Source organism: Cellulomonas sp. P2_B4 (assembly GCF_056404795.1).
On record NZ_JBFUDI010000001.1, the window covers coordinates 263956 to 277536 of the forward strand.

General features: G+C 73.0%; 14 protein-coding genes and 1 riboswitch. Of the genes, 10 read left to right on the top strand and 4 right to left on the bottom strand.

The window, feature by feature from the left end; translation table 11 throughout:
- Window positions 1-118: 118 nt before the first annotated feature.
- From sucC to AC1DZC_RS01350, 3 genes are all read left to right on the top strand, one after another.
- Window positions 119-1294 (top strand): ADP-forming succinate--CoA ligase subunit beta, encoded by a 1176-nt coding sequence (sucC, locus tag AC1DZC_RS01340; protein WP_477038110.1) that lies wholly within the window; start codon window positions 119-121, stop codon window positions 1292-1294.
- Between the two features lie 33 nt (window positions 1295-1327).
- Window positions 1328-2203, top strand: a complete 876-nt coding sequence (sucD, locus tag AC1DZC_RS01345) for a succinate--CoA ligase subunit alpha (protein WP_477038111.1) — start codon at window positions 1328-1330, stop codon at window positions 2201-2203.
- A 106-nt stretch (window positions 2204-2309) separates the two neighbouring features.
- The gene (locus tag AC1DZC_RS01350) at window positions 2310-3587 is read left to right on the top strand and encodes a cell division protein PerM (RefSeq protein ID WP_477041966.1); all 1278 of its coding nucleotides are present in this window, start codon (window positions 2310-2312) and stop codon (window positions 3585-3587) included.
- Between the two features lie 3 nt (window positions 3588-3590).
- Here the strand turns inward: AC1DZC_RS01350 and AC1DZC_RS01355 are convergent, their stop codons facing one another.
- Complete coding sequence (locus AC1DZC_RS01355; RefSeq protein WP_477041967.1) at window positions 3591-4142, bottom strand: hypothetical protein; 552 nt, start codon at window positions 4140-4142, stop codon at window positions 3591-3593.
- 146 nt (window positions 4143-4288) lie between these two features.
- Here AC1DZC_RS01355 and purN point away from each other — a divergent pair, with 146 nt between their 5' ends.
- Together purN and purH are read left to right on the top strand one after the other, a co-directional pair.
- Complete coding sequence (purN, locus tag AC1DZC_RS01360) at window positions 4289-4873, top strand: phosphoribosylglycinamide formyltransferase (RefSeq protein ID WP_477038254.1); 585 nt, start codon at window positions 4289-4291, stop codon at window positions 4871-4873.
- Between the two features lie 4 nt (window positions 4874-4877).
- Window positions 4878-4966, top strand: a riboswitch (ZMP/ZTP riboswitch).
- Window positions 4962-6581 (top strand): bifunctional phosphoribosylaminoimidazolecarboxamide formyltransferase/IMP cyclohydrolase, encoded by a 1620-nt coding sequence (purH, locus tag AC1DZC_RS01365; RefSeq protein WP_477038114.1) that lies wholly within the window; start codon window positions 4962-4964, stop codon window positions 6579-6581. It overlaps the preceding riboswitch by 5 nt.
- Before the next feature lie 9 nt (window positions 6582-6590).
- Here purH and AC1DZC_RS01370 read toward each other — a convergent pair whose 3' ends face one another.
- On the bottom strand, window positions 6591-7835 hold the full coding sequence (locus AC1DZC_RS01370; protein WP_477041968.1) for an NAD(P)/FAD-dependent oxidoreductase: 1245 nt from the start codon (window positions 7833-7835) through the stop codon (window positions 6591-6593).
- A gap of 35 nt (window positions 7836-7870) precedes the next feature.
- Between AC1DZC_RS01370 and AC1DZC_RS01375 the strand changes: the two genes are divergently transcribed.
- Window positions 7871-8320, top strand: coding sequence for a DUF3017 domain-containing protein (locus AC1DZC_RS01375; protein ID WP_477038116.1), 450 nt, complete (start codon window positions 7871-7873; stop codon window positions 8318-8320).
- A 74-nt stretch (window positions 8321-8394) separates the two neighbouring features.
- Here the strand turns inward: AC1DZC_RS01375 and AC1DZC_RS01380 are convergent, their stop codons facing one another.
- Window positions 8395-9414 (bottom strand): MIP family channel protein, encoded by a 1020-nt coding sequence (locus AC1DZC_RS01380; protein WP_477038117.1) that lies wholly within the window; start codon window positions 9412-9414, stop codon window positions 8395-8397.
- A gap of 305 nt (window positions 9415-9719) precedes the next feature.
- Between AC1DZC_RS01380 and AC1DZC_RS01385 the strand changes: the two genes are divergently transcribed.
- The 4 genes from AC1DZC_RS01385 to AC1DZC_RS01400 all read left to right on the top strand — a co-directional run bounded on the left by AC1DZC_RS01385 (window position 9720) and on the right by AC1DZC_RS01400 (window position 12714).
- On the top strand, window positions 9720-10937 hold the full coding sequence (locus AC1DZC_RS01385; protein WP_477038118.1) for an NADP-dependent isocitrate dehydrogenase: 1218 nt from the start codon (window positions 9720-9722) through the stop codon (window positions 10935-10937).
- 104 nt (window positions 10938-11041) lie between these two features.
- Window positions 11042-12031: a malate dehydrogenase gene (locus AC1DZC_RS01390; protein ID WP_477041969.1), complete on the top strand. Its 990-nt coding sequence runs from the start codon at window positions 11042-11044 to the stop codon at window positions 12029-12031.
- Window position 12032: 1 nt separating this feature from the next.
- Window positions 12033-12443 (top strand): hypothetical protein, encoded by a 411-nt coding sequence (locus tag AC1DZC_RS01395; protein ID WP_477041970.1) that lies wholly within the window; start codon window positions 12033-12035, stop codon window positions 12441-12443.
- A 1-nt stretch (window position 12444) separates the two neighbouring features.
- The gene (locus AC1DZC_RS01400) at window positions 12445-12714 is read left to right on the top strand and encodes a DUF167 domain-containing protein (protein ID WP_477041971.1); all 270 of its coding nucleotides are present in this window, start codon (window positions 12445-12447) and stop codon (window positions 12712-12714) included.
- Window positions 12715-12819: 105 nt separating this feature from the next.
- Here the strand turns inward: AC1DZC_RS01400 and AC1DZC_RS01405 are convergent, their stop codons facing one another.
- On the bottom strand, window positions 12820-13446 hold the full coding sequence (locus AC1DZC_RS01405) for an alpha/beta fold hydrolase (protein ID WP_477041972.1): 627 nt from the start codon (window positions 13444-13446) through the stop codon (window positions 12820-12822).
- Between the last annotated feature and the right edge of the window lie 135 nt (window positions 13447-13581).

Below are 13581 nucleotides of genomic sequence, written 5' to 3' on the forward strand. Positions count from 1 at the left end.
CGTCGCGCACGCCACATCTCTCGACGTCGAGGGATCTCCCCCCGGCCGCTACCATCGACCGGGGCGTTTCGGCCGTACCGAGGCCGTCGAGCGCCGGTGATGAGAGGACCCAGACCAGGTGGACCTGTTCGAGTACCAGGCACGTGACATCTTCGAGAAGCACGGCGTACCCGTGCTGGGTGGCGTCGTCGCCACGACCACCGAGGAGGCTCGCGCTGGCGCTGAGCAGCTCCTGGGCGGCCAGCCCGGCGTCGTCGTCGTCAAGGCCCAGGTCAAGGTCGGCGGCCGCGGCAAGGCGGGCGGCGTCAAGCTGGCGCGCTCCGCGGACGAGGCGGCCGAGAAGGCCGACGAGATCCTCGGCATGGACATCAAGGGCCACACGGTCCACCGCGTGATGATCGCGGCCGGCGCCAAGATCGCCACCGAGTTCTACTTCTCCCTCCTGCTGGACCGCGCCGAGCGCCGCTACCTCGCGATGTGCTCGGTCGAGGGCGGCATGGAGATCGAGCAGCTCGCCGTCGAGCGCCCCGAGGCGCTCGCGAAGGTCGCCGTCGACCCCCGCACGGGCATCGACCAGGCCAAGGCCGACGAGATCGTCGCCGCCGCGGGCTTCACGCCCGAGCTGGCCCCGAAGGTCGCCGCGGTCCTGCAGACGCTGTGGACCGTCTACAAGAGCGAGGACGCCACGCTGGTCGAGGTGAACCCGCTGGTCCTGACCGAGGACGGCGACATCGTCGCGCTCGACGGCAAGGTCACGCTCGACGAGAACGCCGGCTTCCGCCACCCGGAGCACGAGGCGCTCGAGGACACGGCCGAGACAGACCCGCTCGAGACCCGCGCCAAGGCGGCGGACCTCAACTACGTCAAGCTGGACGGCGAGGTCGGCATCATCGGCAACGGCGCGGGGCTCGTCATGAGCACCCTGGACGTCGTCGCGTACGCCGGTGAGAAGCACGGCGGCGTCAAGCCCGCCAACTTCCTCGACATCGGCGGCGGCGCGAACGCCCAGATCATGGCCGCCGGCCTGGACATCATCCTCACGGACCCGCAGGTCAAGTCGGTGTTCGTCAACGTCTTCGGCGGGATCACCGCCTGCGACGAGGTGGCCAAGGGCATCGTCGCCGCGCTCGAGATCCTCGGCGACGAGGCGTCCAAGCCGCTCGTCGTGCGCCTCGACGGCAACAACGTGATCGAGGGTCGTCAGATCCTCGCGGAGGCCGGCCACCCGCTGGTCACGCTCGCAGAGACCATGGACGGCGGCGCCGACAAGGCAGCCGAGTTCGCCAACGCCTGACGCGCCTGAACTAGAGAGAAGCTGACACACACCATGGCGATCTTCCTGACCGAGGCATCCAAGGTCATCGTCCAGGGCATGACGGGGGCCGAGGGCCAGAAGCACACGACCCGCATGCTCGCGTCCGGCACGTCCGTCGTCGGCGGCGTGAACCCGCGCAAGGCCGGCACGTCCGTCGCCTTCGGTGACGTCGAGGTCCCGGTGTACGGCACCGTGGCCGAGGCCGTCTCCGCCACCGGCGCCGACGTCTCCGTGATCTTCGTCCCGCCGGCCCACACCAAGGCCGCGGTCGTCGAGGCGATCGAGGCCGGCGTGCCGCTCGTCGTCATCATCACCGAGGGCGTCCCGGTGGCCGACACCGCCGAGTTCTTCGCGCTGGCGCAGGAGAAGGGCGTGCGGCTCATCGGCCCCAACTGCCCCGGCCTGATCAGCCCCGGAAAGTCGAACGTCGGCATCATCCCCGCCGACATCACCGGCCCGGGCCGCGTCGGCCTGGTGTCCAAGTCGGGCACCCTGACCTACCAGATGATGTACGAGCTGCGGGACTTCGGGTTCTCGACGGCCATCGGCATCGGCGGCGACCCGATCATCGGCACCACGCACATCGACGCCCTCGAGGCGTTCGAGGCGGACCCCGAGACCGAGGTCATCGTCATGATCGGTGAGATCGGTGGCGACGCCGAGGAGCGGGCCGCCGCCTACATCAAGGAGCACGTGACCAAGCCGGTCGTCGGCTACGTCGCGGGCTTCACCGCCCCCGAGGGCAAGACGATGGGCCACGCCGGCGCCATCGTGAGCGGCTCGTCGGGCACCGCGCAGGCCAAGAAGGAGGCCCTCGAGGCCGCCGGCGTCAAGGTCGGCAAGACGCCGTCCGAGACCGCGGCGCTCGCGCGCCAGCTGCTGGCCTGACCTTCTCGACGACGAGGCGCCGACCCTGCGGGGTCGGCGCCTCTTTCGTCTCGACGCGCCGCGCGGCGTTCGTCGTCCCGAGGCGAACGGCAGCGACCATGGCACGGTGAGTGCCACCCGCAGCGTCCTGGACCGCACCCGCCCGCGGTCCCGCGGGCGACGCCGACCGGACCGCACCGACCAGTTCTTCAGCAGCGCGCTCGACGGCGCGCCGCGCTGGGTCGCCGGCGTCCTCGCGGCGCTGCAGGCCGCGCTGCTGTCGTTCCTCGTGCTGGTGCTCCCGTCGATCGCCGCCTACGTGGCGACGTCCGCCGACCCGTCCAACGACGGGGTCGGCTGGATCCGCTCCGTCGGGGTCGGGACGTCCGTCTGGCTGCTCGGGCACGGCGTCCCCGTGGCCGTAGGGTCGTTCACCGTGACGATCGTGCCCCTCGGCGTCACGGCCCTCGCCCTGTTCACCTGCTACGCCTCGGCTCGTCGCTCGGGCCTGGCCACCTGGCCCGGCTACGGGGCCGGTGTTGCCGCCTACGTCCTCGTCACGCTCGTCGCCGCGCTGCTCGTGCACGTCCAGGGCCTCGGGATCGCCCGTGCCGTGGTCGGGGGAGCGGCCGTGTCCGGGATCGGGCTGGGCGCCGGGCTGCTCGCCCGACCCGAGGCGCCCGCCTGGCGCGAGCTCAGCCGCCCCGTGTGGACGCGCGTGCCGACCGCGATGCGGACCGGTTCGGCCGCGGGACTCCTTGCGCTGGCCCTGCTCGTCGCGGTTGCCGCGGCGGTCGCGACGCTCTGGGTCGTCGCGGGGCGCGCGACCATCAGCGACGTCGTGCGCGGCCTCGGTCTCGACGCGATCGGCGGCATCGTGCTGGCGATCGCCGAGCTCGCCTTCGTGCCCAACCTCGTCGTCTGGGCGACCGCATGGCTCACGGGCGACGGGTTCTCGGTCGGCTCCGGCACGCAGTTCGCACCGGACGCAGTCGTCGGTGGGCCGCTGCCCGCGGTGCCGATGCTCGGGGCCCTGCCGACCCCGGACGTCGCCGGACCGGCCACGAGCATCGTGCCGCTCGTCCTCGTGGGGATCGGCGCCGTCGTCGGCCTCTACGTCCACCGCCGGCTGCGGGCGACGCGCTGGTGGGAGGTGCTCGCCGCGACCGGCACGGCGGCGCTCACGCTGGCCGTCCTGCTCGCCGTCCTGGTCGCCGTCGCGAGCGGCAGCGTCGGACCCGGGCGCCTCGCGCACGTGGGCGCCAACGGAGCGCTCGTCGGGCTGCTGGCGGGCGCGGCGGTACTGCTCGGTGCCGTGCTCGTCGCCGTGCCCGGTGATCCTCTGGTGCGCAGCCAGGTGCGTCGGCTGGTCACCCGGGCGCCTCGCGAAGCCGACGACGCCTGACCGTCAGGCGTTCAGGCCGAGCCGCTCGCGCTGCTCCTTCAGGGCCTTCTGGTACTCCGCCTCGCACGTGGTCTGCGCGGACACGGTGAGTGCCCCGTCGAGGCACGTCTGCCGGTCCAGCTCGGCCCGCAGGGCGAACAGGGGCGAGGCCATGGCCATCGACCACAGGAACGCGACGACCAGGCCCGCGGTGAGCATGATCGGCAGGCTGCCGCGCACCCGCGCGCGACCGGCGACGATGAGCGCCCACACACCGATGCCGATGGCGGCGAGCCCGAGCACCGCGGCGATCAGGGAGAACGGCAGCCGCAGGAGGCTGACCAGCACGGACGCCAGCACCGTCAGCGCGAAGAGCCGAGCGATGCGCCCGGCCCGGGCGGCGCCCTCGGTGTCCGTCGGTGCGGGGGCCGGGGCCGGTGCCGGCGGTCCCTGCTGCCACACCTGTGGCGGGTACGGGGGATAGTGCTGCGGGCGCTGGTCCTGCACGGGCGCACCCGACTGCTCGCCGTCCGGCTGGCGGGGGCGGTCCTCGGGGGGCGCGTACGGGTTGCTCACCTCTGCATTCTCGCCCACGAACCCCCGCGCGCGGGCACGCATCCCGGCCCAGCCTGCCGCCCGGGCGGTGCGCCCGGCACGGGTAGGGTCGGCGCGTGGTTCAGCATCCGACACCCTCCACCCGTGACACCGGCCGCCTCGTCGTCATGGTGTCCGGCACGGGTTCCAACCTGGCAGCCCTGCTCGAGGCGCACGGCGATCCCGCCTACGGCGCGCGTGTCGTCGCCGTCGTCGCCGACCGCCGCGGGATCCGGGCGCTCGACATCGCGGCCGAGGCGGGCATCCCGACCGCGGTCGTGTCGGTCAAGGACTTCGACGACCGCGCGGCCTGGGACGCGGCGATCGCCGAGACCGTGGCTGTGTTCCACCCGGACCTGATCGTGCTCGCCGGGTTCATGAAGCTGTTCGGGACGACGTTCCTCGAGCGCTTCGGCGGTCGGATCATCAACACGCACCCCGCCCTGCTTCCGGCCTTCCCGGGCGCGCACGGTGTGCGGGACGCGCTCGAGTACGGCGCCAAGGTCACCGGCTGCACGGTGATGGTCGTCGACGAGGGCGTCGACACCGGCCCGATCCTGGCGCAGGCGACGGTCGCGGTGGAGCCCGACGACGACGAGTCGTCGCTGCACGAGCGGATCAAGGTCGTCGAGCGGGCGCTGCTCGTCGACTGGGTCGGACGGATCGCGCGCGGCGGTCTGACGGTCGAGGGGCGCCACGCCACCGTCGGCTAGACTCGGTCCTGGTCGTGACTGGCGCAGGTGGGTTCAACCACCGGGAAGCGGCCGCAGTGCCCCCGCCACGCACCGCCCGCCTGGGTGCATGGGTCCGCCTCACCGACCCAACCCTCCGGGAGCTGCCGTGACTTCTGTCCGCCCTGTGCGCCGTGCCCTCGTCTCCGTCTACGACAAGACCGGCCTGACCGGCCTGGCGAGCGCCCTGCACGCCGCCGGCGTCGAGATCGTCTCCACCGGGTCCACCGCCGCGACCATCGCCGCCACCGGCGTCCCGGTCACGCGCGTCGAGGACCTCACCGGGTTCCCCGAGTGCCTGGACGGCCGGGTCAAGACGCTGCACCCGCGCGTGCACGCCGGCGTCCTGGCCGACACGCGCCTGCCCGAGCACCTGCGTCAGCTGGACGAGCTCGGCATCGCGCCGTTCGAGCTGGTCGTCGTGAACCTCTACCCGTTCACCGCCACCGTGGCCTCCGGCGCGTCGCCCGACGAGTGCGTCGAGCAGATCGACATCGGCGGGCCGTCCATGGTGCGCGCGGCCGCGAAGAACCACCCGAGCGTGGCCGTCGTCGTCGACCCCGCCCGGTACGACGAGGTGGTCGAGGCCGTGAACGCGGGCGGGTTCACGCTCGAGGCGCGCCGCCTGCTCGCCGCCGACGCGTTCGCGCACACGGCCGCCTACGACACGGCGGTCGCGAGCTGGTTCGCCTCGAGCTACGCCCCCGACGGCGACAGCGGCTTCCCGAAGTTCGCGGGCAGCACCTGGGACCGCGGCGAGGTCCTGCGCTACGGCGAGAACCCCCACCAGCATGCAGCCCTGTACCTCTCGCCGACCGGCGCGGCCGGGCGCGGGCTCGCGGGCGCCGAGCAGCTGCACGGCAAGGCCATGAGCTACAACAACTACGTCGACGCCGACGCCGCGTGGCGCGCCGCGCACGACCACGACGGCCCGACGGTCGCCATCATCAAGCACGCCAACCCGTGCGGCATCGCGACCGGCACGGACGTCGCCGACGCGCACGCCAAGGCCCACGCGTGCGACCCAGTCTCCGCGTTCGGCGGCGTCATCGCGACGAACCGCACCCTCACCGCGGCCGCGGCCGAGCAGATCGCGCCGGTCTTCACCGAGGTCGTCGTCGCCCCGGACTTCGAGCCCGAGGCGGTCGAGATCCTCAGCCGGAAGAAGAACATCCGCCTGCTGCGGGTCACGGGTCTCGACGAGGCGACGCACACCACCGAGCTGCGTCCGGTGACGGGCGGGATGCTCGTGCAGCAGATCGACCGGATCGACGCGCCCGGCGACGACCCCGCCGGCTGGACGCTCGCCGCCGGTGCGGCCGCCGACGAGGCGACCCTCGCCGACCTCGTCTTCGCCTGGCGCGCGGTGCGCGCCGTGAAGTCGAACGCGATCCTGCTGGCGAACGACGGAGCGTCGGTCGGCGTCGGCATGGGCCAGGTCAACCGGGTGGACTCGTGCGGGCTCGCCGTCGCGCGCGCCAACACCGGCGACGTCGAGCGGGCGCGTGGCGCGGTCGCGGCCTCCGACGCGTTCTTCCCGTTCGCCGACGGCGCGCAGGTGCTCATCGACGCGGGCGTCCGCGCGATCGTGCAGCCCGGTGGTTCGGTGCGCGACGAGGAGGTCGTCGCGGCGGCGCAGGCGGCCGGCGTGACCCTCTACCTCACGGGCACGCGGCACTTCGCGCACTGACGCGTCGCGCTAGCGCAGCGCGTCCCGCAGCGTGACGCTCGTGTCGCGCACGCGGACCCGGTCGAGCGTGGGCAGCCCGGCGGCGGTGAACAGCCGCCGGGCCGCCCCGACGTCGCGCGGTCGGTCGACGGTCAGGATCGCGCTGACCTCGTCGGACCCGGGGCGGAACCACAGGGCGCCCCAGCCCTCGCCGCCCGCGGGGTCGCCGCGCAGCACCACTTCGTCGTCGACGTGCCGGACGCCGAAGAGCGCCAGCTCGTGGCCGAGCTGCGTGGAGAAGACGTAGGGCGCGGCGTCGACGACGGGCGCGCCCGTGCCGAGCAGGTCCGCGACGAGGTCCGTCGGGCCGCGCAGGGCACCGTCCCAGTGGCCGCCGGGCACCCAGCCGTGCCGCGGTGACCGGCGTAGCGCGACGTCCCCGACCGCGCGGACGCGCCGCGGTGCGCCGAGCACGGCGTGGCGCTCGTCGACGCGCAGCGACCCGTCCGGCTCTTGGGGGAGCGCGGGCCCGAGCCACGCCGTCGTGGGGCGTGCGCCGATCGCGGCGAGCACGACGTCGGCCGGGACCAGCGTCCCGTCGGCCAGCGCGACGCCGTTCGTGCCGACCTCGACCACGTGGGAACCTCGTCGCAGGTGGATGCCCGCGGCGGCGTACCAGGGTGCGGTCAGCGCGCCGACGACCGGCCCCAGCGCCGCGCCGAGCGGGTCGCCCGTCGCCTCCAGCACCGTGACCTCGACGCCCGCCGCCGCCGCGACGGTCGCCACCTCCGCGCCGATCCACCCGGCCCCGATGACGACCAGCCGGGTGCCCGGCGTCAGCGCGTCGCGCAGCACGGCCGCGTCGGCCGCGGTGTGCAGCGTCAGCGCGGCCTCCCACCCGGGCGGTCGCACGGCGTGCGCACCGGTCGCCAGCACCACCGCGTCGGCGCTCCGCGACCCGTCGTCCGCCTCGACCTCGACGCCCTCGTCGGTGATGCGCAGGCCGCGCGCCGGGGTGCTCAGGTGCACCTCGTCGGCGAGGGCGAGCAGGTCGACGCCGATCTCGTCGCTCAGCCAGATGGGGGTCGGTCGGTCGAGCAGGTGCTTGGACAGCGGGGGCCGGTCGTATGGCGCGACCGGTTCCGCGCCGAGCACCGCGACGTGTCCGCCGAAGCCCTGCTCGCGCAGCTCGGCGACGGTCCGGGTGGCCGCGAGCCCGCCGCCGACCACGAGCACGGAGCGCAGCGGGTGGGTCGTGGATTCCGGGTCGCTCACCCGGCAACGGTAGTCTCCGGACGGGAGGCGGATCGATGGTGCACGAGCGGACGAGCGGTGGTGCGGGGCTTCGCCCTGCCATCCCGCCGCGTGCCGCGGCCCCGGCGCCCGAGCCCGCACCCGAGCCGGTGCCGGACCCGCAGCCCGAGCCGCCCGCCCTCACCGGACCGATCCCGGTCGAGGAGGCGCAGCTCGATCCGCGCGCCATCGCCCGCGCGTCGCTGGCCGCAGGGCGCAACGCCTCGCTCTGGTGGGTGAGTGCCGGGATCCTCGTGGCGGTCGTGGTCTCGCTCGTCGTCGGGACCCGGGCCGGCTCGGTCGTGCTCGCCGCGATGGTCACGGCCTGCGCGATCGTGCGGTGGGTCGCTCCGGTGCCCCCGGTAGTGCTGTCGGTGCGCAGCCGGTGGCTCGACGTCTCCGTGCTCTTCGCGCTCGCGTTCGGCCTCGGCGGGCTGGCGGCGATCCTGCCCGACGGCTGGGTCTGACCCTCCGCCCGCAGCCGTGACGCACGAGAGCCCGGGACCTCAGCGGTCCCGGGCTCTCGTCGTGGAACGGGGTGTCAGCGCTCGGTGACGATCAGCGTGTCCTCGGTGGTGATGTACGCGTCGTCCTCCTCGAGGAGGTTGTCCTCCTCGGGCGGCTCGGCCGCGAACGCCCGGTAGACCAGGCCGGCGAGGCCGGCACCCACGACGGGGGCGACGATGAAGACCCACAGCTGCTTCCACGCCCAGCTGTCGGAGAAGACGGCAGCGGCGAACGAGCGGGCCGGGTTGAGCGACGCGTTCGTGATCGGGATGGCGACCAGGATCAGCACCGCGAGGGCGAGGCCGATGGCCAGCGGCGCCGAGACGTTGGACGCGCGTCGGTCGGTGGCACCCAGGATGACGCCGACGAACAGGGCGGTGACGACGATCTCGACGAGCAGCGCGGAGACCAGCGTGAACTCGACCTGGCCCTGCGAGGCGACGGAGAGCGGGGAGTGCTCGGCGAAGCCGTTGGCGACACCCGAGAAGAAGGACTTCTTCGTGGCGTCGGCGCCCTGGGCGAGCAGGCCCGGGAGCTTGTCGGGGATCGTCGTGAACAGCACCGCGGCGGCAGCGGTCGCGCCGATGAGCTGGGCGAGCCAGTAGGGCAGCACGTCCTTCCACGGCGTGCGGCCGGCGATCGCGGCACCGATGGTCACGGCCGGGTTGAAGTGGCCGCCCGAGATGTGCCCGACGGCGATCGCACCCGCGAGGACCGCGAGACCGAACGCCAGGCCGACGGCCAGCGCGCTGCTGATGCCGCTGACGCTCAGGTAGAGCGCGACGCCCAGGCCCGCGATCACGAGCAGGAACGTGCCGAACGCCTCGGCGCCGAGCTTCGCGAACAGGCTGGGCCCGGTCACGACGACGGAGCCGGCGGGGACGTAGAGGGCGTCGTACTCCTCGTACTGCTCAGGAGCCTCGGGAGCGGCTTCGGGAGCGGCGGCCTCGGGAGCGGCTGCGGGGGCCGCGGGCTCGGGCGTGCTCTCGACGCTCGTCTCGGCGGGCTCGGGCTCAGGCAGGGCGTTGGCCTTGTCTGCGTTGTCCTGTGACATGTCGTTCCTGTCGTGAGAATCCGGAGATGTTGGGCAGGTGCGCGCGGAGCGTGCCACGCCCGCCTGTGCGGACGCACGGCTGGCCGATGCCTGCCCCGTGGGGCCAGCATGCCAGTCGGGGCACGCGTGGGTCACGGTGCGCGCCGATGCGCGTTCCTGATCGGTTCTGCGAGCTTTCTCCCGATCCGCATCCGGACGCGCCTGACGCAAGTCTCTCGATGTCGAGTAATCTTGCCCTCGGATCCGCGCCGGCACTGTGTCTCGTGCCGTGCCCCCACCCGTCCACAGCACAGGAGATCCCCCGCATGGCGAAGATCAAGGTTGTCGGCCCGGTCGTCGAGCTCGACGGCGACGAGATGACGCGCATCATCTGGCAGTTCATCAAGGACCGCCTGATCCACCCGTACCTCGACGTCGACCTGCGGTACTACGACCTCTCGATCCAGAACCGCGACGCCACGGACGACCAGGTCACCATCGACGCCGCCAACGCCATCAAGGAGCACGGCGTCGGCGTCAAGTGCGCGACGATCACGCCCGACGAGGCGCGCGTCGAGGAGTTCGGCCTGAAGAAGATGTGGGTGTCGCCCAACGGCACGATCCGCAACATCCTCGGCGGCGTCGTCTTCCGCGAGCCCATCATCATCAGCAACATCCCGCGCCTGGTCCCGGGCTGGAACAAGCCGATCATCATCGGCCGTCACGCGTTCGGCGACCAGTACCGCGCCACCAACTTCAAGGTGCCCGGCGCCGGCACGCTGACCATGACCTACACGCCCGCGGACGGCTCCGAGCCGATCACGCAGCAGGTCGTCACGTACCCCGACGGCGGCGGCGTCGCCATGGGCATGTACAACTTCAACGACTCGATCCGCGACTTCGCGCGGGCCTCGTTCGCCTACGGCCTGCAGCGCAACTACCCGGTGTACCTGTCGACGAAGAACACGATCCTCAAGGCCTACGACGGCTCGTTCAAGGACATCTTCCAGGAGGTGTTCGACGCCGAGTACGCCGAGAAGTTCGCAGCCGCCGGCCTGACCTACGAGCACCGCCTCATCGACGACATGGTCGCCGCGGCCATGAAGTGGGAGGGCGGCTACGTCTGGGCCTGCAAGAACTACGACGGTGACGTGCAGTCGGACACGGTCGCGCAGGGCTTCGGCTCGCTCGGCCTGATGACCTCTGTGCTCATGACGCCCGACGGCCAGACGGTCGAGGCCGAGGCGGCCCACGGCACCGTGACGCGCCACTTCCGCCAGCACCAGGCCGGCAAGCCGACGTCGACCAACCCGATCGCGTCGATCTACGCCTGGACCGGTGGCCTGAAGCACCGCGGCAAGCTGGACGGCACGCCCGAGGTCACGCAGTTCGCCGAGACGCTCGAGCAGGTCGTCGTCGAGACCGTCGAGTCGGGCGCCATGACCAAGGACCTCGCGGCTCTCGTCGGCCCCGACCAGGCCTGGCAGACCACGGAGGAGTTCCTCGCGACGCTCGACGCCAACCTGGCGGCCAAGCTCGCCTGAGCAGGGCTTCTCCCGGCGGCGTCCACCCCTGTCGGGTGGGCGCCGTCGGTCGTTCCCGGGGTAGCGTGAGGGCGCCGCCGTCGCCGATCGAAGGAGCCTGTTCCGTGGTCAGCTCGCCCGTCATCGTGACCGTCACCGGAGCTGCCGGGCAGATCGGCTACGCGCTCCTCTTCCGGATCGCCTCGGGCCAGCTGCTCGGCCCGGACGTGCCCGTGCGCCTGCGCCTGCTGGAGATCCCGCAGGCGGTCAAGGCGGCCGAGGGCACCGCGATGGAGCTCGACGACTGCGCGTTCGCCACGCTGGACGGCGTCGAGATCTACGACGACGCGACCGCGGCGTTCGACGGGGTCAACGTGGCCCTGCTGGTGGGAGCCCGGCCGCGGACCGCGGGCATGGAGCGCGGCGACCTGCTCTCCGCCAACGGCGGCATCTTCAAGCCGCAGGGCGAGGCCATCAACGCCGGCGCTGCCTCCGACGTGCGGGTTCTCGTCGTCGGCAACCCGGCCAACACCAACGCGTTCATCGCGGCCTCGCACGCGCCCGACGTGCCCAGCGACCGCTTCACGGCGATGACCCGCCTGGACCACAACCGGGCCGTCGCCCAGCTGGCGAACAAGACGCGCTCGCGGGTGTCCGACATCTCGCGGCTGACCATCTGGGGCAACCACTCCGCGACGCAGTACCCGGACCTGTCGCACGCGACGGTCGGTGGCCGTGCCGCGCTCGAGGTGCTCGACGACGAGGTGTGGGTGCGGGACACGTTCATCCCGACCGTCGCCAAGCGCGGCGCGGCGATCATCGAGGCCCGTGGAGCCTCGTCCGCGGCGTCGGCGGCGAACGCGGCGATCGACCACGTCTACTCGTGGGTCAACGGCACGCCCGCCGGCGACTGGACGTCGGCGGGCATCGTCTCGGACGGCTCGTACGGCGTGCCCGAGGGGCTGATCTCGTCGTTCCCGGTCACCTCCGAGGGCGGCGAGTGGCGGATCGTGCCCGACCTCGCGATCGACGAGTTCTCCCGCGGGAAGATCGACGCGTCGGTCGCCGAGCTGGTCGAGGAGCGGGACGCGGTCCGGGCGCTCGGCCTGATCTGACGTGTGGGCGCAGGACGTCCCGGTCCCGCGCAAGGGCACGAGCGTGCCCGCGTTCCTCGGCTGGACGGTGCTCGGTGCCTGCATCGGCGCGGGGTTCGGGCTCCCCGCGGTGGTCGGCCTGGTCGTCGGCATCGCCGCCGTGCTGCTGGCGGGCGTCCTCGTCGCGCGGCAGGGTCTGCTGCCGGCGCAGTGGGGACTCCTCACCGGCCTGAGCGCGCTGCCCTTCTCGCTCGCCTGGAAGAACCGGAACTGGCCGGACGCCGCCTGCACGGCCGTCGGGCCGACGTCGTGCAGCACGTCGATGTCGCCGGTGCCGTTCCTGCTGGTCGCGGTGGTGCTCGTCGTCCTCGGCGTGCTGCTGTTCGCGCGCATGCGGCGCGCGCCCCGGCTCATCGACCCGCCGAGGCGGTGACGTGCGCGTCGCCGTGCGGGTGAGGCCGGGCGCGTCGAGGACCTCCGTCGGCGGGACGTACGGCGACCGGCTCGTGGTCGCGGTGACCGCGCGCGCGGTCGACGGAGCGGCCACGCAGGCGACCCTCGCGGCGCTGGCGACGGCGCTCGGGGTGCGGCCGCGCCACGTGCGCCTGGTCTCGGGAGCGACGAGCCGGGACAAGCTCGTCGAGGTCGACGACGCCGCGGCGCCCGACCTCGACGCCCGCCTCGTTCGGCTGTATCACACATAATGTGAACAATGCAGTACGTGACTGGTTGATACCGCTCACCGTCGCAGCGCTGAACCTCGTCGTGCTGGTCCCGGTCCTGCGCTCGGTCCGACGCGAGACGCCCGCCTAGAGCCCGTCCAGCACGGAGCGCACCGCGGCCGCGAGGGCCGCGGGGTTGTCGTGCTGCACGAAGTGCCCGCTGCCCGGGAGCACGGCGACCTCGACGACGAGGTGGTCGTGCAGGGCCGCCGCGGCCGTGTGCCGCAGGGGAGGGGAGTCCTGGCCGACGGTGACCAGGACGCGACCGTTGCCGTCGACCAGCGGTGCCGGCTCGAACCGGCGGAACATCGCGAGGTCGCGCTCGACGGCGTCCGGGTCGGCCGGCGCCATCGTCGGCTCCCACGAGGGCCCGTAGAGCGCCGAGCCGAACCCGGCGACGCCCCCGGACGCCCAGCCCGCCACGACGTGGTCCAGCAGGCCGGGCGCCAGAGACCCGACCGCCGGTTCATGCAGCACGGCGCCCGCCAGGTGCGAGGATGCACACGCGAGCGCGAGTCCGAGCGTCGCACCACCGCTCACCCCCACGACGACCGCCCCGTCGGCGACCGGCGCCAGGGCGGCGAGCTCGACCGCGAGGTCGCCGCTGGAAGGGCGGTCCGGAACGACCAGCTCGACGTCCGGGAGCCACGGGCGCAGGCGGTCCCAGACGCGGGCTGTGGTGGCGGCGCCGTGGACCAGGAGAACGCGAGTCATGGCGCGAAGCGTAGGCCGTGAAATCGCGCCAAATCGTGCTCCGCCGGACACGAGAGCGTTACGTGTCCCGTCCGATTCGGAAACATCGCGCTCCTAGCCTCCAGGCATGGATACAGCCACGGATACATTGCTGGA

Coding starts and splice junctions, on each gene's coding strand:
- purH (WP_477038114.1), top strand. CDS start 4,962: ATGGGTCCGCCTCACCGACCCAACCCTCCGGGAGCTGCCGTGACTTCT.
- AC1DZC_RS01405 (WP_477041972.1), bottom strand. CDS start 13,446: ATGACTCGCGTTCTCCTGGTCCACGGCGCCGCCACCACAGCCCGCGTC.
- AC1DZC_RS01380 (WP_477038117.1), bottom strand. CDS start 9,414: ATGTCACAGGACAACGCAGACAAGGCCAACGCCCTGCCTGAGCCCGAG.
- sucD (WP_477038111.1), top strand. CDS start 1,328: ATGGCGATCTTCCTGACCGAGGCATCCAAGGTCATCGTCCAGGGCATG.
- AC1DZC_RS01375 (WP_477038116.1), top strand. CDS start 7,871: ATGGTGCACGAGCGGACGAGCGGTGGTGCGGGGCTTCGCCCTGCCATC.
- AC1DZC_RS01385 (WP_477038118.1), top strand. CDS start 9,720: ATGGCGAAGATCAAGGTTGTCGGCCCGGTCGTCGAGCTCGACGGCGAC.
- purN (WP_477038254.1), top strand. CDS start 4,289: ATGGTGTCCGGCACGGGTTCCAACCTGGCAGCCCTGCTCGAGGCGCAC.